The following is a 17302-nucleotide window of genomic DNA, read 5'->3' as shown; positions in this document are numbered from 1 at the left end:
TGGTGCTTCTGGATGTCCTTCTTCGTCTGAGGGTGCGCGTTGCGTGTCTGAGGGGGTTGGTGGGGTTGTTGTTTGAGATCTGCATAGTGGACGCGAGCATCTTTCGCGATTGACGGTCCTGGCCGGTTTTGGCTGGTCTGGGGCGTGTTGGTCGTGATGTATGTGTGTTGCCACCGGTTCCTCCTTGTCTTGAGGGAGCTGGTGGTGTTGCTGGTCTGCTCCTTGATTGTGGGGTGGGCCGGTTGTTGTCTTTTGTGTTTGTCGACGTGTGCACGGCGCCATGGCGCAGTTTTCTTGTGTTGTGTTGTTGTGACGTTGTTGAGACAAGCTATGAAGGGCACATGGTGGATGCCTTGGCATCAAGAGCCGATGAAGGACGTTGGAGCCTGCGATAAGCCCTGGGGAGTTGGCAACCAAGCTGTGATCCGGGGGTGTCCGAATGGGGAAACCCAGCACGAGTCATGTCGTGTTACCTGCACCTGAACACATAGGGTGTGTGGAGGGAACGTCGGGAAGTGAAACATCTCAGTACCGACAGGAAGAGAAAACAACAGTGATTCCGAGAGTAGTGGCGAGCGAAATCGGATGAGGCTAAACCGTGTCTGTGTGATACCCGGCAGGGGTTGCAGGTACGGGGTCGTGGGACCGCTCGATTGAGTCTGCCGGCTCAGTACAGAGTAAGAAACCAGTGTGGAAGTCGAAGTCGGTTGGAAAGCCGTACCGTAGAGGGTGATAGGCCCGTAGACGTAAGGCACTGGCTCTGGAGCGTGTTCCCAAGTAACACGGAACCCCTGAAATTCCGTGTGAATCTGGCGGGACCACCCGTTAAGCCTAAATACTCCTTGATGACCGATAGCGGACAAGTACCGTGAGGGAAAGGTGAAAAGTACCCCTGGCGGGGAGTGAAATAGTACCTGAAACCGTGTGCCTACAATCCGTCGGAGCTTCTCCTTGTGGGGGGTGACGGCGTGCCTTTTGAAGAATGAGCCTGCGAGTTTGCGGTGTGTTGCGAGGTTAACCCGTGTGGGGTAGCCGTAGCGAAAGCGAGTCCGAATAGGGCGATTCAGTAGCGCGCTCAAGACCCGAAGCGAAGTGATCTATCCATGGGCAGGTTGAAGCGTCGGTAAGACGACGTGGAGGACCGAACCCACTTAGGTTGAAAACTGAGGGGATGACCTGTGGATAGGGGTGAAAGGCCAATCAAACTTCGTGATAGCTGGTTCTCCCCGAAATGCATTTAGGTGCAGCGTTGCGTGTTTCTTGCCGGAGGTAGAGCACTGGATAGCCGATGGGCCCTACAAGGTTACTGACGTTAGCCAAACTCCGAATGCCGGTAAGTGAGAGCGCAGCAGTGAGACTGCGGGGGATAAGCTCCGTAGTCGAGAGGGAAACAGCCCAGACCATCAGCTAAGGCCCCTAAGCGGTGACTAAGTGGAAAAGGATGTGGAGTCGCATTGACAACCAGGAGGTTGGCTTGGAAGCAGCCACCCTTGAAAGAGTGCGTAATAGCTCACTGGTCAAGTGATTCCGCGCCGACAATGTAGCGGGGCTCAAGTCATCCGCCGAAGCTATGGCATTCAAAGAATACGCAAGCCGCCCTTGAGGTTGGTTCAGTGCTTTGGATGGGTAGGGGAGCGTCGTGTGGGCAGTGAAGCGTCGGAGTGATCCAGGCGTGGAGGCCACACGAGTGAGAATGCAGGCATGAGTAGCGAATCACGGGTGAGAAACCCGTGCGCCGAATGATCAAGGGTTCCAGGGTCAAGCTAATCTGCCCTGGGTAAGTCGGGACCTAAGGCGAGGCCGACAGGCGTAGTCGATGGACAACGGGTTGATATTCCCGTACCGGCGAAGTTTCGCCCATGACGAACCTGGTGATGCTAACCACCCGAAACCTATCGGACCGGACCCTTCGGGGCGAGGCTGGTGGGCGGAGCGTGGGACCCGAGCTGGTAGTAGTCAAGCGATGGGGTGACGCAGGAAGGTAGCCCAGCCACAGCGATGGTTGTCTGTGGGCAAGCGTGTAGGGAGTGGTGTAGGCAAATCCGCACCACACATGTCCTGAGACGTGACGCGGAGCCACTTTTGGTGAAGTGGGTGATCCTATGCTGCCGAGAAAAACCTCTAGCGAGAAACTAGCCGCCCGTACCCCAAACCGACTCAGGTGATCAAGTAGAGAATACTAAGGCGATCGAGACAACCATGGTTAAGGAACTCGGCAAAATGCCCCCGTAACTTCGGGAGAAGGGGGGCCGGATCCGTGAACCCACTTGCTGGGGGAAGCGGTGATGGCCGCAGAGACCAGGGGAAAGCGACTGTTTACTAAAAACACAGGTCCGTGCGAAGTTGTAAGACGATGTATACGGACTGACTCCTGCCCGGTGCTGGAAGGTTAAGAGGACCGGTTAGACCCTTCGGGGTCGAAGCTGAGAATTTAAGCCCCAGTAAACGGCGGTGGTAACTATAACCATCCTAAGGTAGCGAAATTCCTTGTCGGGTAAGTTCCGACCTGCACGAATGGAGTAACGACTTTCCCACTGTCTCAACCATGGACTCGGCGAAATTGCACTACGAGTAAAGATGCTCGTTACGCGCGGCAGGACGGAAAGACCCCGGGACCTTTACTATAGTTTGGTATTGGTGTTTGGTACGGCTTGTGTAGGATAGGTGGGAGACTGTGAAACCTCGACGCCAGTTGGGGTGGAGTCAACGTTGAAATACCACTCTGGTCGTACTAGATGTCTAACCTAGGTCCGTTATCCGGATCAGGGACAGTGCCTGATGGGTAGTTTAACTGGGGCGGTTGCCTCCTAAAATGTAACGGAGGCGCTCAAAGGTTCCCTCAGCCTGGTTGGCAATCAGGTGGCGAGTGTAAGTGCACAAGGGAGCTTGACTGTGAGACAGACATGTCGAGCAGGGACGAAAGTCGGAACTAGTGATCTGGCCACGGCATGTGGAAGCGTGGTCACTCAACGGATAAAAGGTACCCCGGGGATAACAGGCTGATCTTCCCCAAGAGTCCATATCGACGGGATGGTTTGGCACCTCGATGTCGGCTCGTCGCATCCTGGGGCTGGAGTAGGTCCCAAGGGTTGGGCTGTTCGCCCATTAAAGCGGCACGCGAGCTGGGTTTAGAACGTCGTGAGACAGTTCGGTCCCTATCCGCCGCGCGCGCAGGAAACTTGAGAAAGGCTGTCCCTAGTACGAGAGGACCGGGATGGACGAACCTCTGGTGTGCCAGTTGTTCCGCCAGGAGCACGGCTGGTTGGCTACGTTCGGAAGTGATAACCGCTGAATGCATCTAAGCGGGAAGCACGTTTCAAGATGAGGTTTCCCACCACGTAAGTGGGTAAGGCCCCCCACAGAACATGGGGTTGATAGGCCGGAGGTGTACAGCAGTAATGCCCAGCCGACCGGTACTAATAGGCCGAGGGCTTGTCCCAACCACGTACACAACACCACAAAACAATCTGTGGCAGACGTACACACGTAAGACACCCGCGCACAAGACGAACACACATGTTCGCGTCCACTAGGCAGTTCCCAACCAACACACCCACACCCACACACATGTGTGGGAGAGGGCGTTGAGTTGAAAGAGTTACGGCGGCCATAGCGAAACGGGAAACACCCGGTCCCATACCGAACCCGGAAGTTAAGCCTTTCAGCGCCGATGGTACTGCAACCGAGAGGTTGTGGGAGAGTAGGACGCCGCCGGACATACATTGTGAAAGTGGAGTCACCTTCGGGTGGCTCCACTTTTGCATTTCCGGACCTTCGCTCCCCCTACGGCTTCGCGTTGGCGGGCCAGATTGCGTCCACAGGCAGTGCTCGAGGCGCGTTCTCCACAGGGTGGCCCCCACTTCCGCCGTTGCTGTCGGTCGCCGGCTGCAGGGTTCGGTCCAGGAGGTGCACAGTGACCAAGGCACGAATGATGGAAGAGAGCGACGCCGAGCTCGTCGCGAACGACGTACGACTGGTGGGCCGGCTGAGTGCCGCACCTGCAGCGGTGGAGCTGCCAAGCGGAGACACGCTGATGACGTTCAGGATCTCGATCGAACGGGGCGCTGCGCCCAGGTCGACATCGGCGAAGGGGAGTGCCCAGCGGGTCGACTCCGTGCCGTGCACGGCGTGGGCGCCGCGGTTGCGTCGCAGCGTCGCGACGTGGCGGCCCGGCGACGTCGTCGAGGTGGAGGGTGCGGTGAGGTGCCGGTTCTACCAGGCAGGGGGTGCAACTCGGTCGCGTGTCGAGGTCGAGGCGTCCTCCGGACGGATCATCCGTCGGTCACCGGTCGCATGAGGACCCCGAGGCTGGGCTTCGGCTGGAACGACGTGGCCTTCTCGGGGAGGAGGCCACCGGCCTCGACGAGCGCCCGTACCTGGTCGAAGTCCGGGCTCGGCAGGAGGACGGCCGGCGAGGTCGTCCCCGCCGCGGCGAGTGCGTCCTCGACGTTGTGGTGGTAGGCGATGGTGCCGGCCGCTGGGGTGAGCCGGGTCAGCACCCGGTCGTGGAGCCACGACACCGCCGCTTCCCGCTCGAGCCCGCGCGGTTCGACCGTGTGCCACGTGCTGCCGTCGGTGAGGACGAGGTGCGTGCTGTCGAGGGCGCTGAGCGCATGACGTCGTCCCTGCTCGACGACGTCGGCGCCGACCTCGCGGGCCGCCTGCGCCAGCGCGGCGAGCGTCGTGCCTGCGAGCGTGCGGTGGATCGCCCCGAGGAACAGCGGGGTGTCGAGCTGGTCGACGAGCATGGCCAGGCCCGTGTCCCACGGGGTGCCGGGGCGGTTCTCCTGCAGTCGGAGGTAGGCGGCGTACCGGTGGTGCCCGTCGGCGATCAGGCAGCGCGCCTCGGAGAGATGGCTCGCGATCTCGGCCAGGACCTCGTCGTCCCGGATCGCCCAGATGCGCTGACGCTGGCCGGTGCGGTCGAGGTAGCGCCAGTCGGGGCGGGAGCGGGCGACCTGGGAGATCAGCTCGCGGAGCGACGCGGCTCCGTGGTGCACGAGCAGGATCGGCGCCGGGTTGAGGTCCATCTGCAGCATGCGGTCGGCGAGCTCACCGGCCTGCTCGGGATGAATGGCCTCGTGCGGCCAGACGGCGCGGTCGGCGAGCGACTCGGCCCGGTGCGAGACGTCGAGCGCCCCGACGAGTCCACGGACGGTGAGGCCGTTCGAGGTGTACTCGTGCAGGTAGATCGCGGGGCCGGTGTCGGTGGAGGCTCGCCGTTGGTCGATCCACCGGGTCAGCCGGGCGGCGACGTCGCGGTAGGGTCGCGCGAGGGCTCGAGCCGATGCCGGGTCTCCGACTCGGCCCGGGGCCAGCATCACTGCGGTGAACGGCAGGAGCGTGAGGGGCTTCGCGACGTACGGCGGCGCTACGACCGTCTCGAAGTCCATCGGAGCATCGTAGGGGGACGACCGTCACTGACCAGTAAGGGGTGGAGCATGCTTGCGGAGTCGACAGCGCCGATCGTGGAGGCGCACGACCTGGTCATGTTCGACCTGGACGGAGTCGTCTACGTCGGATCCGAGGCCATCGAGGGTGTCGCCGGGCGCGTGGAGCGGATCCGGACGTCTGGACGGCACGTGGCCTTCGTGACCAACAACGCCTCGCGGACGCCCGCCCAGGTGGCCGAGAAGCTGGTCGGCGTCGGCGTGTCGGCGACCGAGGCCGACGTGGTGACGTCGGCGCAGGCGGCGGCCCGACTCCTGGCGGAGGCCCACGGGCCGGACGCGAAGATCCTGTTGCTGGGGGGCGAGGGGCTGCGCGTGGCGCTGCTCGAAGCGGGCCTCGAGCCGGTGACCGACCCGGAGGGGGCGGTCGCCGTGGCGAGTGGCTACGGACCCGACGTCCGGTGGCGCGACATCATGCGCGTCTCGACGCTGGTCAGGGACGGCCTGCCCTACGTCGCGAGCAACACCGACATGACGATCCCGACGCCCTACGGACTGGCACCGGGCCACGGCGTGCTGGTGCAGACGATCTCAGGGTTCGCCGGCGTCACGCCGACCGTGGCCGGGAAGCCGGAGAAGCCGCTGATGGAGGAGACCGTGCTGCGCGTCGGCGGTGACCGGCCGATCATGGTCGGGGACCGTCTCGACACCGACATCGAGGGGGCGCACGCGATCGACGTACCGTCCCTGCTCGTCCTCACCGGGGTGACCTGGCTGGAGGACTTGGTGGCGGCGACGCCGGAGCTGAGGCCGTCGTACATCCACCCGACGCTGGAAGGTCTGTTCGAGCCGCATCCCATTCCTCACGTGACGGAACAGCGAGTCGAGCTCGGCGGCTGGGTCGCGACGGTGGAGGACGGCCGGTTGAAGGTCAGCGGAGCGGGTGGTGACGCTGACTGGTGGCGCACCGTGGCGACGGCGTGCTGGCTCCACCTCGACGAGTCCGGGAGCGTCGCAGACATCTCCGACACGGTCCCGCCCGGCCCGGTCCGACGCCTCGGCGCCGAGTAGGCTCGCGGCCATGGATCAGGTTTCCGAGGACACCTCGTCCGACCAGCCTGCTCGCCCTCCGATGGACTACGAGCCCACAGGGGTGGAGGCGGTCGACCGCGTCCTGGAGGACGTCGCGTCGGTCATGGACGCGCCCGTGGGGGACCACGTCGCGGTGTTCGAGCGGGCGCACGAACAGCTGCGCCGGGCCCTCGACGCCCAGCCGGTGCCCGGCGACGACCCACAGAGTTCCTGACGCACCGTGCCACCACGACGACTACGCCTCGACCAGGAGCTCGTGCGGCGCGGCCTCGCCAGGTCGCGCGAGCACGCCAGCGAGCTGGTGGCCGCCGGCCGGGTGACCGTGTCGGGCGCCCCGGCGATGAAGCCAGCGACCGGCGTGACGACTGACGTCGCCATCGTCGTCCGCGAGGACCCGACCTCGGTCGACTACGTGTCCCGCGGGGGACACAAGCTCGCCGGCGCGCTGGCCGCCTTCGCGGACCACGGCTTGGTCGTCGAGGGCAAGCGGTGCCTGGACGCGGGAGCGTCCACCGGCGGGTTCACCGACGTCCTGCTTCGCGCCGGCGCCCGGGAGGTGGTCGCGGTCGACGTCGGCTACGGCCAGCTCGCGTGGTCGCTGCAGAGCGACGACCGGGTCCAGGTCCACGACCGGACCAACATCCGCGAGCTGACCCTCGAGATCGTCGGCGAGCCCGTCGACCTGGTGGTCGGCGACCTGTCGTTCATCTCGCTTGCCCTCGTGCTCGACCCGCTGCTGGCGGTCACGCGCGAGGACGGCGAGCTCGCGCTGATGGTGAAGCCGCAGTTCGAGGTGGGCAAGGAGCGCGTGGGCAAGGGCGGCGTCGTACGTGACCTGGCGCTCCGTGCCGAGGCCGTGACCACCATCGCCGACCTGGCTGCCGCGCGCGGCTGGGGTGCGGTGGCCGTGACGGTCAGCCCGCTCCCCGGTCCGTCGGGCAACGTCGAGTTCTTCCTGCTCCTGCGCCACGGTCCTGCGGAGATCGACGCGGACGACATCGCTGCCGAGGTCGAGCGCGCAGGCTCGATGGGGGTGGCGGGTGAGAGGGTGGATCCGTGACTGACGTGAGGCCCCGCCGCCGCGTGCTCGTGCTGGCCCACACCGGCCGGGCGGATGCGCGCGAGGTCGCGCGCGCCTGCGTCCGGAGCCTCACCGGGCACGACATCGCCGTGCGCCTGCTGTCCGACGAGGCGGCCGACCTGGGCCTCGGGCAGTCCGACGGGCTCGTCGAGACGACCTCGCCCCACGACGTACCCGGGGAGGGGTGCGAGCTCGTCCTGGTGATCGGCGGCGACGGGTCGATCCTTCGTGCCGCCGAGCTGACCCGGGAGACGACCACGCCGCTGCTGGGCGTGAACCTGGGGCACGTCGGGTTCCTCGCCGAGGCCGAGCAGGACGACATCGAGTCCACGATCCGCGCCATCGTCGAGCGGCGCTACACCGCCGAGGACCGCCTGACGCTCGACGTCCGGGTGCTGCTGGGCAAGGACGTGCTGTTCTCCACGTTCGCGCTCAACGAGGCCAGCGTCGAGAAGGCCGCGCGCGAGCGGATGCTCGAGGTCGTCGTCGAGGTCGATGGCCGACCCCTGTCGCGGTGGGGCTGCGACGGCGTCGTGTGTGCGACGCCGACGGGCTCGACCGCCTACAACTTCAGCGCCGGTGGCCCGGTGGTGTGGCCCGAGGTCGAGGCCCTGCTGATGGTGCCGCTGAGCGCACATGCGCTCTTCGCGCGGCCGATGGTCGTGGCGCCGAGCTCGGTCCTGGCCATCGAGGTGCTGTCCACCACCGACGAGCCCGGCGTGCTGTGGTGCGACGGGCGCCGCACGGTCGCGCTGCCGACCGGTGCGCGGATCGAGATCCGCCGAGGAGCCCACCCCGTGCGCCTGGTCCGGCTCCACGAGGCGCCGTTCACCGACCGGCTCGTGGCCAAGTTCGACCTGCCGGTCGAGGGCTGGCGCGGGGCCGCTGAGCGGCGCCGGCGCGAGGGAGGGGACGCCGATGCTTGAGGAGCTGCGGATCAGCCAGCTCGGAGTCATCGATTCCTCGACGCTGGAGCTCGGCCCGGGTCTCACGGTCATCACCGGAGAGACCGGTGCCGGCAAGACGATGGTGGTGACCGCGCTCGGGCTGCTGCTGGGCGGTCGCGCCGACTCGGGCGCCGTCCGGTCCGGTGCCAGGCAGGCACGGGTCGAGGGCGTGGTGGCCACGAAGGCGCTCGACGGCTTCCGCGCCGCCGTCGAGGACGTCGGTGGCGAGGTCGAGGACGACCAGGTCGTGCTCGCCCGCAACGTGGCCGCCCAGGGCCGGTCCCGGGCGTGGGTCGGCGGTGCGTCCGTGCCGGTGACCACGCTGGCCGAGGTCGCCGAGCCGCTCGTCGCGGTGCACGGTCAGTCCGACCAGCACCGACTGCTCCAGGCGAGCGCACAGCGCTCGTCGCTCGACCGGTTCGGTGGCGCGGCGCTGGCGTCGACGGCAGCGTCGTACGCCTCCCTGTGGGCCGAGCTGGCTGCGACCGAGCGGACCCTCGCCGAGGTCGTCGGGTCCGCTCGTCAGCGTGCCCGCGAGGCCGACCAGCTCCGCTTCGGGCTCGGCGAGGTCGAGGAGATCGACCCGAAGCCGGGCGAGGACGCCGAGCTCGCGGCCGAGGAGACGCGGCTCGGCTTCGCAGACACCCTGCGCACGGCCGCCGAGACGGCCCGCGAGGCGTTGTCGAGCGAGGAGGGCGCCACCGACGCGCTCGCGACCACGAGCGCGGCCCGGCAGGCGCTCGCCGGGGTCCGCGACCACGACGCCGAGGCCGGCGAGCTCGCCGACCGGATCGCCGAGGTGAGCCATCTCCTCGTCGACGTGGCAGGCGACGTCGCGTCCTACGCCGCCAGCCTCGAGACCGACCCCGCACGCCTGGCCGCCGTCTCCGAGCGACGGGCGGCGCTGACCGCGTTGACGCGGAAGTACGGCGAGACCATCGACGAGGTGCTCGCGTGGGCCGAGGACGGCGCGAAGCGACTGCTCGACCTCGAGGACACCGACGGACAGATCTCCGAGCTCGAGTCGCGGCGCGACCGGATCCGCGCTGAGCTGGGCGCCTTGGCGGCCAAGCTGACCAAGCAGCGCGTCACGGCGGCGAAGAAGCTGGGCTCGGCGGTGAGTGACGAGCTGACGTCACTGGCGATGCCGCACGCCCAGGTGTCGATCGCGGTCACCCAGAACGAGACCCCGACCCCCGAGACGCCTGCCGGCCCCCAGCTCGAGGTCGGCGGACGGTGGCTGCGCGCCACCTCGCACGGCGTCGACGACGTCGAGTTCCTGCTGGCCGCCAACACGGGCGCCGAGCCCAGGCCACTGCACAAGGGAGCGTCCGGTGGCGAGCTGTCGCGGGTGATGCTCGCGCTCGAGGTGTCGCTGGCCGAGACCGGGTCGGTGCCGACCTTCGTCTTCGACGAGGTGGACGCCGGCGTCGGCGGCAAGGCCGCCATCGAGGTCGGCCGCCGGCTGGCAGCGCTCGCCCGCACGTCGCAGGTCCTGGTGGTGACCCACCTGCCGCAGGTGGCGGCCTACGCGGACCGCCACGTCGTCGTCCACAAGTCGAGCGACGGATCGGTCACCACGTCGGGGCTGGTCTCGCTCAGCGAGGACGACCGCGAGCGTGAGCTCTCGCGGATGCTGGCCGGCGTGGAGGACTCCGACAGCGCCCGTGCCCACGCCCGGGAGCTCCTCGACACCGCCGCGCCCGAGCGGGCGTGCCTCCCCGAAGGGCAGGGTCGCGGCTGACACCATGGCGCGGTCATGAAGTTCGCAGTCCGCACCCGCCCAGCCCCCGCCCTCCCCGGCGTGCACGGCACTGCCCGTGTCCACCGCCGCACGGCCAGCCTCATCGGTCGCCTGACCGAAGGTGACATCGCCGTCCTCGACCACGTCGACATGGATCGCGACACCGCGCAGTCGATCGTCGACGCCGGCGTCGTGGCCGTCGTCAACGCCAGCCCGATGATCTCCGGCCGCTACGCCAACCTCGGTCCCGAGCGCCTCGTCGAGGCCGGTGTGCTCGTCGTCGACGGCGCTGGACCGGAGGTGCTCGACCGGGTCAAGGACGGCACCGTGCTCCGGATCGAGGGGGGAGTGGTGCACGCGGGGGACACGCTCCTCGCCACGGCACGTGAGCTGACGCCCGACGTCGTGCGCACCGAGATGGGCCTGGCCCGCAACGGGCTCACCGCCCAGCTGGAGAGCTTCACCCACAACAGCACCGAGTTCCTCCGCCGCGAGCAGGACCTGCTCCTGCACGGCCGGGGCGTGCCGCGCACGGCGACGGAGATCGCCGGGCGGCCGGTCGTGGTCGCCGTACGCTCCCACGGCTGGGAGGGCGAGCTGGCCGGCATCAAGCCGTTCGTGCGTGAGCAGAAGCCCGTCCTGATCGCCGTGGACCGTGCCGCCGACGCGCTCACCGAGTCCCGCCACAAGCCCGACATCGTGGTGGTGACCGCCGCGAGCGACGACCTGCCGAGTGCTGCCGTACTCCGCAAGGCCACGGACGTGGTCGTCCTGGTGGAGCCGGGCGCACCGCGCAGCGTGACCGAGTCGTTCGAGCGGCTCGGCGTGAGGCCGTTGCGCTTCGAGACCACCGCCACCACCGAGGACGCGGCCCTGCTGCTCGCCTCGGCCCGGGAGGCGTCACTGATCGTCGGGGTCGGCATGCACGCCACGCTCGACGAGTTCCTCGACCGGCGACGCTCCGGGCTCGCGAGCACGTTCCTGACCCGCCTCAAGCTGGGTCCTGACCTCGTCGACGCAGCCGCGCTGCCGAAGCTCTACGACGGTGCCGTGCGGCCACGACACCTCGCCGGCGCCCTCATCGCCGGGCTCGTCGCGGTGGCCGCGGCCATCAGCGTCACCCCGGTGGGCCAGCAGTGGGTCGACGACCTCTCCCCACGCGTCACGAGCGCCACGTCCCACCTGATCGACAACGTAGAGGGAATGCTCCCGTGATCACGCTCCGCCACCACCTGCTCACCATCGTCGCGGTGTTCCTCGCCCTGGCCGCCGGCATCGTCCTCGGCGGCGGTCCGCTGTCGGACGTCGGGCCGACCGTCGCCACGGCCGGCACGGAGGACGCGCCGGCCCCGGCTGCGGACCAGGCGCAAGCCGACTACACCGCGGCCTTCGTCGACTCGCTCGCCGCGCCCGTGGTCGCCGGGCGGCTCGCCGACAGCTCGGTCGCGGTCGTGACGCTGCCCGGCGCCGACGAGCAGCTCGTCACCGCCCTGGCGACCCAGGTGGGCGCGGCCGGCGGCACCATCAGCGGCCGCTACACGGTCGGCAACGACCTCGTGGACCCCGGTCAGAAGTCGCTGGTCGACACCCTCGGCAGCCAGCTGCTCACCCAGCAGGCCGAGGGGTCGGTGGCACCGGAGGCGTCGACGTACGACCGCATCGGCCAGCTCCTCGGGCTCGCCGTGTCGACCAAGGAGGCCGGCGGTGAGGACGCCACCGGCAAGACGCGCGCCATCGCCGACGCGATCAGTGGCGCCGGGCTGCTCACGCTGCCCGAGAAGGCGGGACGGCGGGCACCCCTCGTCCTGCTCGTGCTCGGCACGGACGCCGACGACGAGGGCTCCGACGCGATCCTCGCCGGTCTCGCCCAGGGGCTGGCAGCCCAGGCGACCGGAGTCGTCGTGGCGGGCACGACCGCCGACGGCACCGGACAGCTCGGCCGGCTGCGCGGTGACCCGGCTTCAGCAGCCGTCGCGAGCGTCGACGGCATCGACACGAAGGCCGGTCAGGTCGCGACGGTCTTCACCCTGGGTCGCTCGCTCACCACACCCGGCGGCGCGTTCGGTGCGTCGGGTGCCGACGGACCCGTCCCTCTCGGGTAGGATCGAAGCCCGTGAAGAGCCGCACGCCGACCAAGCACGTATTCGTCACCGGAGGCGTCGCCTCCTCGCTCGGCAAGGGCCTCACGGCTTCGAGCCTCGGGCAGCTGCTGAAGTCGCGTGGCCTCCGCGTGACGATGCAGAAGCTGGACCCGTACCTCAACGTGGACCCGGGCACGATGAACCCGTTCCAGCACGGTGAGGTCTTCGTGACCAACGACGGTGCCGAGACCGACCTCGACATCGGCCACTACGAGCGGTTCCTCGACACCGACCTCAACCAGATCGCCAACGTGACGACCGGGCAGGTCTACTCGACGGTGATCGCCAAGGAGCGTCGAGGGGACTACCTCGGCGACACGGTGCAGGTGATCCCGCACATCACCAACGAGATCAAGGACCGCATCCTGGCGATGGGGGGCTCGGACATCGACGTGGTGATCACCGAGATCGGTGGCACCGTCGGTGACATCGAGTCCCTGCCCTTCCTCGAGGCCGCGCGCCAGACGCGCCACGAGATCGGCCGCGACAACTGCTTCTTCATCCACGTCTCGCTCGTGCCCTACATCGGCCCGTCCGGCGAGCTGAAGACCAAGCCCACCCAGCACTCGGTGGCCGCGCTGCGATCGATCGGCATCCAGCCCGACGCGATCGTCTGCCGCGCCGACCGCGAGCTCCCCGACGGGATCAAGCGCAAGATCGCGCTGATGTGCGACGTCGACGACGACGCCGTCGTCACCGCGGCCGACGCGCCGTCGATCTACGACATCCCGAAGGTGCTGCACCGCGAGGGCCTCGACGCCTACATCGTGCGCCGCCTCGACCTGCCGTTCCGCGACGTCGACTGGACGACGTGGGACGACCTGCTCCGCCGCGTGCACCACCCCGAGGAGGAGGTGACGATCGCGCTGGTCGGCAAGTACATCGACCTGCCCGACGCCTACCTCTCGCCTGCCGAGGCGCTGCGCGCCGGCGGGTTCGCGCACTCGGCCAAGGTCAACATCCGCTGGGTCGCCTCCGACCTGTGCGAGACCGAGGCGGGCGCTGCCAAGCAGCTCTCCGACGTCGACGCCGTGCTCGTGCCCGGTGGCTTCGGGGTGCGCGGTATCGAGGGCAAGCTCGGTGCGCTGAGCTACACCCGCACGCACGGCATCCCGACGCTCGGGCTGTGCCTGGGCCTGCAGTGCATGGTGATCGAGTACGCCCGCAACGTCGCCGGGCTCACCAAGGCCGGGTCGACCGAGTTCGACCCCGACACCGTGGAGCCGGTCATCTCGACCATCGAGGAGCAGAAGAAGTTCGTCGAGGGCGCAGGCGACCTCGGCGGCACCATGCGCCTCGGCCTCCAGAAGGCCGACCTCCTCCCGGGCAGCGTCGTGCGGACGGCGTACGGCAGCGACACGATCGAGGAGCGGCACCGCCACCGCTACGAGTTCAATGACACCTACCGCGAGACGCTGGCCGAGGCCGGACTGGTCTTCTCCGGCATCAACCCCGAGCTCGGCCTCGTCGAGTTCGTCGAGCTGCCGGCAGAGGTGCACCCCTACTACGTCGCCACCCAGGCCCACCCCGAGCTGCGCTCGCGGCCGACGCGTCCGCACCCGCTCTTCGCGGGACTCGTGGGTGCGGCGATCGAGCGGCAGCGCTCGGAGCGGTTCCCGATCGACGAGTCCGGCCTGCGCCGCAAGGACGACGTCGTCGACGACTGACCCGGACGGGGACGGAGTGCCCTGTCACCGTCGGGGACGGGGACGAAGTGCCCGGTCGGCGTCCGGGACGGGGACGAACTGCCCGGTCGGCGTGCGGGACGGGGACGAAGCGCCCGGTCAGAGCTGGCGGGCCTGCAGGATCCGGCCGAGCACGAAGGAGTTCGCGCGAAGCTGGTTGCGGGCGTACGCGAAGAGGTCCGGGTCCTCGGCCGTCGCCTGCGCGGCGGCGAGGAAGGACGCGTCGCCGGCGCCGAGCGGGTACATGGCCCGGACGGTGAGGCCCTGGTTGAGCAGCCCGCCCTTGAGCGTGTGCAGCTCCTCGAGGTAGCGGTGGGTGAAGGGCGCGAGCAGCTCGGCCTGCCCGGGGCGCCAGAAGGTGGAGCCCAGGACGAGGGTGTCGCGGCTGGCCGGGACCGAGTAGTCGACGAAGAACGCGCGCCACACCTCCTCCTTGGCCTCGACGCTCGGGTGGGCGGCGAGGACCGCGAGGCGGCGCATCCCGGCGTCGGGATCGGGGTCGGACTCGAGGAGCCGCGCGACCCGCTCGGCGTCGTAGTCACCGAGCTCGGAGCGGCGCACGGCCATCCGCCAGGCCAGGTCGAGGTCGGTCGCCTGCGCTGCCGCGTCCTCGAGCACCGCCCAGTGGGCGTCGGTCGACGCGGAGGCGGCCAGGGTGCGCAGGGCTGCCTGACGCGCGTCGGGCAGCCCGACCAGCCCGGAGGCGGCGTCGGCGAGCGCGCTCAGGAGCACGGGGGACTCGGCGGCCGGCGCCCAGCGGTCGGCCACCTGCAGGGCCTGGCCGAGGAAGGGCTCGATCAGCGACAGGCTGGTCTCCGTCGAGAGGGCGCGGGACAGCGCGGCTGCGACGTCCCGTGGTGCGACGTCGCCGAGGAGCAGGAGCTGGCCGGCGGTCGCCGCGACGAGGGCGCGGTCGAGCGGGTCGTCGAGCTGCTGGATCCGCTCGAGCATGAGGCCGAGCGACGTGGCGTCGGGCTTGACGGCGGCGAAGGTGAGGTCGCCGGCGTTGACCAGCCGCAGGTCGCCGGCCGGCAGGTCGACGGGCGTCCGCCCACCCGTGATCTCGTGCGACGACCGACCGACGGCGACGAGGTCGTCGCCCGAGGCGTCGAAGACGGCGATGTCGAGTCGGTGGGGGCGCGGGTCCTGGTCGTCCGTGGTCTCGACGACGAGCTCGCCGTCGACGAGGGACACGACATCGGTCCCGGCCTCGTCGAGCCACGCCTTCGTCCACGCCGACAGGTCCCGGCCGGAGGCGCGGGAGTAGCAGTCCATCAGGTCGTCGAGGGTGGTGTTGGAGTAGGCGTAGCGGCTGAAGTAGTCGCGGAGCCCGGCCACGAACGCGTCCTCACCGATGTAGGCGACGAGCTGGTGCAGGACGCTCTGGCCCTTGACGTAGGTGATCGCGTCGAAGTTGGACATCGCCGCGGACACGCTGGGGACCTCGCTGCGGATGGGGTGCCGGGCCGGGCTCATGTCCATCTCGTAGGCGGTGCGCTTGGACGCGGCGAGGAACGTCGCCCACTGCTCGGAGAACTCGCTGGCGCGGGCCATGCCCCAGTTGGCCGCCCAGGACGCGAAGGCCTCGTTGAGCCAGAGGTCGTCCCACCACTGCATGGTCACGAGGTCGCCGAACCACATGTGCGCCATCTCGTGGAAGATGAACTCCGCGCGGACCCCGCGCTGGGCGTGGGTCGGGGGAGTGCGGAAGAGCTGACCGTCGCCGTAGGTCACGCAACCCCAGTTCTCCATCGCCCCACCGAGGTTCGGCACGAAGACCTGGTCGTAGCGCGACTGCGGGAAGGGAAAGGCGAACCGCTCGCCGAAGAACGCGAGGCCCTGGCGGGTCAGCGTGACCAGCTCGTCGAGGTCGCGCTCGAGGATCGGCCGGAGCGACTGGCGGCAGTAGAAGCCGAGGTCGTACCCGTCGTGCTGCTGGCGCACCTCGTGGAACGGGCCGGCGTTGATCACGACGACGTAGGTCGACAGCCGGGGCGTGTCGGGATAGGTCCAGACCCGGGCGTCGACAGCCAGGTCGGGGTCGGCGTCGACGACCGACTCGGGTGCGCCGTTGGAGGTGACGACCCACGACGACGGCGCGGTCACGACGAACCTGTGCGGCGCCTTGAGGTCGGGCTGGTCGAAGCACGCCCAGATCCGGCGGGCCTCGTCGGGCTCGAGGCTGGTCCAGACGTAGACGAGCTTGTCGGTGGGGTCGACGGTGCGGAGGATGCCCTCGCCGGCAGCGGTGTTGGCGGTGCTCGCCTCGACGACGAGGACGTTGTCGGCCGCCAGCGGGGGCAGGGGAAGCCGCCCGTCGGCGGCGGCTGACACGTCGACCGGCTCGCCGTTGAGGGTCGCGGCGTGGACGTCCATCGAGACGTCCACGAAGGTCGTCGCGCCGGGCTCGGCGCACGTGAAGGTGATCGTGCTGACCGACCTCCAGACCTCACCCTCGAGCAGCCCGGTCAGGTCGACCGCGATGTCGTAGCGCTGCACCTCCAGGAGCGCGGAGCGCGCGGCGGCAGCGGATGAGGTGAGCGTCGACAGCGTCATGGAGGCGAACCTACTCATCTCGGCCCGTCGCGCTAGCGTCTGGGCCATGCCTGAGCCCGAGCCGCTGGCCGACCGCCCGACGTCCTGGCCCGTGGTCGCCACCCGCGACCTCCACCGCGACGCCTGGATCGTCGCGCTGCGCGAGGACACCATCACCCGCCCGGGGCACCCGGAGGAGTTCACCCGGATCAGCCTCGAGCACCCCGGCGCGGTCGTCGTGCTGGCCGTGGACGAGGACGAGCAGGCGGTGCTCCTGCGGCAGTACCGCCACACCAGCGGCCACGAGTTCGTCGAGCTCCCCGCAGGACTGCGCGACGCCGGCGACGAGCCGCCTGTCGAGACGGCCAGGCGGGAGCTGCGCGAGGAGGCCGAGCTGGAGGCGTCGGAGTGGCGACTGCTGCTCAGCACCTACGCCAGCGCGGGCATCTCGGACGAGGTCCACGAGATCTTCCTGGCGCGCGGGCTCAGCCACGCTCCGCGCGGCGACTTCGAGATGCGCCACGAGGAGGCGGAGATGGAGCTGTTCCGCGCGCCGGTGTCGGACCTGCTCGAGGCGGTGCTCGACGGCAGGGTCCGGCAGGGTCCGCTGGCGCAGGCCGTGCTGGCGTACACCGTGCTGAAGCAACGCGGGGACCTGGGCGGCGACCTCGGCCCACTGTGAGGGTC

The 17302-nt window shown here is 68.6% G+C and carries 12 protein-coding genes and 2 rRNA genes; 12 read left to right on the top strand and 2 right to left on the bottom strand.

The genetic code is table 11. The features are described from left to right. Positions 1 to 321: 321 nt before the first annotated feature. The 3 genes from BLV76_RS18895 to BLV76_RS18885 all read left to right on the top strand — a co-directional run bounded on the left by BLV76_RS18895 (position 322) and on the right by BLV76_RS18885 (position 4297). Positions 322 to 3440 (top strand): 23S ribosomal RNA (locus BLV76_RS18895). A 159-nt stretch (positions 3441 to 3599) separates the two neighbouring features. Next, a 5S ribosomal RNA gene (gene rrf / locus BLV76_RS18890) occupies positions 3600 to 3717 on the top strand. A gap of 211 nt (positions 3718 to 3928) precedes the next feature. Continuing rightward, the gene (locus tag BLV76_RS18885) at positions 3929 to 4297 is read left to right on the top strand and encodes a single-stranded DNA-binding protein (protein WP_090971132.1); all 369 of its coding nucleotides are present in this window, start codon (positions 3929 to 3931) and stop codon (positions 4295 to 4297) included. On the opposite strand, the gene BLV76_RS18880 is transcribed toward BLV76_RS18885, so the two are convergent. Further along, on the bottom strand, positions 4272 to 5393 hold the full coding sequence (locus BLV76_RS18880; RefSeq protein ID WP_090971131.1) for a DUF1015 family protein: 1122 nt from the start codon (positions 5391 to 5393) through the stop codon (positions 4272 to 4274). The two genes, BLV76_RS18885 and BLV76_RS18880, sit on opposite strands and share 26 nt — an antisense overlap. 48 nt (positions 5394 to 5441) lie before the next feature. Between BLV76_RS18880 and BLV76_RS18875 the strand changes: the two genes are divergently transcribed. The 8 genes from BLV76_RS18875 to BLV76_RS18845 are packed head-to-tail and all read left to right on the top strand — an operon-like array spanning position 5442 to position 14062. Continuing rightward, positions 5442 to 6461: an HAD-IIA family hydrolase gene (locus BLV76_RS18875; RefSeq protein WP_090971128.1), complete on the top strand. Its 1020-nt coding sequence runs from the start codon at positions 5442 to 5444 to the stop codon at positions 6459 to 6461. Positions 6462 to 6471: 10 nt separating this feature from the next. Further along, positions 6472 to 6696 (top strand): hypothetical protein, encoded by a 225-nt coding sequence (locus BLV76_RS22250; protein ID WP_139306632.1) that lies wholly within the window; start codon positions 6472 to 6474, stop codon positions 6694 to 6696. Between the two features lie 6 nt (positions 6697 to 6702). Then, positions 6703 to 7542, top strand: coding sequence for a TlyA family RNA methyltransferase (locus BLV76_RS18870; protein ID WP_090971126.1), 840 nt, complete (start codon positions 6703 to 6705; stop codon positions 7540 to 7542). A 5-nt stretch (positions 7543 to 7547) separates the two neighbouring features. Then, on the top strand, positions 7548 to 8489 hold the full coding sequence (locus BLV76_RS18865) for an NAD kinase (protein ID WP_217630512.1): 942 nt from the start codon (positions 7548 to 7550) through the stop codon (positions 8487 to 8489). Next, positions 8482 to 10254 carry a DNA repair protein RecN gene (recN, locus tag BLV76_RS18860; protein WP_090971122.1) on the top strand — a complete coding sequence of 591 codons (1773 nt, stop codon included), beginning with the start codon at positions 8482 to 8484 and terminating at the stop codon, positions 10252 to 10254. Before BLV76_RS18865 ends, recN begins: the two co-directional genes overlap by 8 nt. Before the next feature lie 15 nt (positions 10255 to 10269). Beyond that, positions 10270 to 11469, top strand: a complete 1200-nt coding sequence (steA, locus tag BLV76_RS18855) for a putative cytokinetic ring protein SteA (protein ID WP_090971120.1) — start codon at positions 10270 to 10272, stop codon at positions 11467 to 11469. Then, positions 11466 to 12356 carry a copper transporter gene (locus BLV76_RS18850; protein ID WP_175539752.1) on the top strand — a complete coding sequence of 297 codons (891 nt, stop codon included), beginning with the start codon at positions 11466 to 11468 and terminating at the stop codon, positions 12354 to 12356. The genes steA and BLV76_RS18850 overlap by 4 nt, the downstream gene beginning before the upstream one ends. Before the next feature lie 11 nt (positions 12357 to 12367). Continuing rightward, positions 12368 to 14062, top strand: coding sequence for a CTP synthase (locus BLV76_RS18845; protein ID WP_090971116.1), 1695 nt, complete (start codon positions 12368 to 12370; stop codon positions 14060 to 14062). Between the two features lie 117 nt (positions 14063 to 14179). Here the strand turns inward: BLV76_RS18845 and pepN are convergent, their stop codons facing one another. Next, on the bottom strand, positions 14180 to 16636 hold the full coding sequence (gene pepN, locus BLV76_RS18840) for an aminopeptidase N (RefSeq protein WP_175539751.1): 2457 nt from the start codon (positions 16634 to 16636) through the stop codon (positions 14180 to 14182). Positions 16637 to 16682: 46 nt separating this feature from the next. Between pepN and BLV76_RS18835 the strand changes: the two genes are divergently transcribed. Continuing rightward, positions 16683 to 17297 (top strand): NUDIX domain-containing protein, encoded by a 615-nt coding sequence (locus BLV76_RS18835; protein WP_090971112.1) that lies wholly within the window; start codon positions 16683 to 16685, stop codon positions 17295 to 17297. The last annotated feature ends 5 nt before the right edge of the window (positions 17298 to 17302 follow it).

The organism is Nocardioides exalbidus (genome assembly GCF_900105585.1).
Lineage (GTDB): Bacteria > Actinomycetota > Actinomycetes > Propionibacteriales > Nocardioidaceae > Nocardioides > Nocardioides exalbidus.
Note: the sequence above shows the minus strand (reverse complement) of the source record. Positions and strands in the feature narration are given on the sequence as shown.

Bases quoted from the DNA above. Each gene is read 5' to 3' on its own strand.
- BLV76_RS18885 (WP_090971132.1), top strand. From the start codon at position 3,929: ATGATGGAAGAGAGCGACGCCGAGCTCGTCGCGAACGACGTACGACTG.
- BLV76_RS18880 (WP_090971131.1), bottom strand. From the start codon at position 5,393: ATGGACTTCGAGACGGTCGTAGCGCCGCCGTACGTCGCGAAGCCCCTC.
- BLV76_RS18875 (WP_090971128.1), top strand. From the start codon at position 5,442: ATGCTTGCGGAGTCGACAGCGCCGATCGTGGAGGCGCACGACCTGGTC.
- BLV76_RS22250 (WP_139306632.1), top strand. From the start codon at position 6,472: ATGGATCAGGTTTCCGAGGACACCTCGTCCGACCAGCCTGCTCGCCCT.
- recN (WP_090971122.1), top strand. From the start codon at position 8,482: ATGCTTGAGGAGCTGCGGATCAGCCAGCTCGGAGTCATCGATTCCTCG.
- steA (WP_090971120.1), top strand. From the start codon at position 10,270: ATGAAGTTCGCAGTCCGCACCCGCCCAGCCCCCGCCCTCCCCGGCGTG.
- pepN (WP_175539751.1), bottom strand. From the start codon at position 16,636: ATGACGCTGTCGACGCTCACCTCATCCGCTGCCGCCGCGCGCTCCGCG.
- BLV76_RS18835 (WP_090971112.1), top strand. From the start codon at position 16,683: ATGCCTGAGCCCGAGCCGCTGGCCGACCGCCCGACGTCCTGGCCCGTG.